General features: G+C 43.0%; 1 protein-coding gene. It reads right to left on the bottom strand.

Annotated elements, in window-relative coordinates; translation table 11 throughout:
• A partial coding sequence (locus A3763_RS05605) for a MerR family DNA-binding transcriptional regulator (protein ID WP_068759936.1) occupies positions 1-376 on the bottom strand: 376 nt, incomplete at its 3' end.
• Positions 377-472: the final 96 nt, after the last annotated feature.

Genomic DNA, 472 nt, shown 5'->3' with positions numbered 1-472 from the left:
TCTTTTGTTTATTTATCGCGTCTATGCACCGAGACTCGGCTTCATCAAGTTCGAGCTGCATAACACGAATATCTTCAACCTGTTGCTTTAAGACTTGTCTGCGCTCATTAATTTTATCGAGCAGGCGTCGTAATTGAACTTGGTTTGCACCACTTGGGTCGTACAACTGAATGAGTTCTTTTGACTCGGCAAGCGATAAACCAAGGCGTTTGCCTCGAATAATCAGTTTTAGTGTGACTCTGTCGGCATCTGAATAAATTCGCGTTTGTCCCTTTCGGGTAGGGTGCAGAAGTCCCTCTGCTTCATAAAAGCGTATGGTTCTGGTGGTGACATCGAACTCGCGAGACAGTTCGCTAATGCTGAATTGTTGGCTCATTCTATCAACCCTTTTTGGCCAATTTACTTTAGCTATCATGATATACTTACGTTGACGTTAACGTCAACATTGTGTGGTCTAGTGACAAAATTGTGT

It is taken from the genome of Oleiphilus sp. HI0128 (assembly GCF_001635365.1).
Note: the sequence above shows the minus strand (reverse complement) of the source record. Positions and strands in the feature narration are given on the sequence as shown.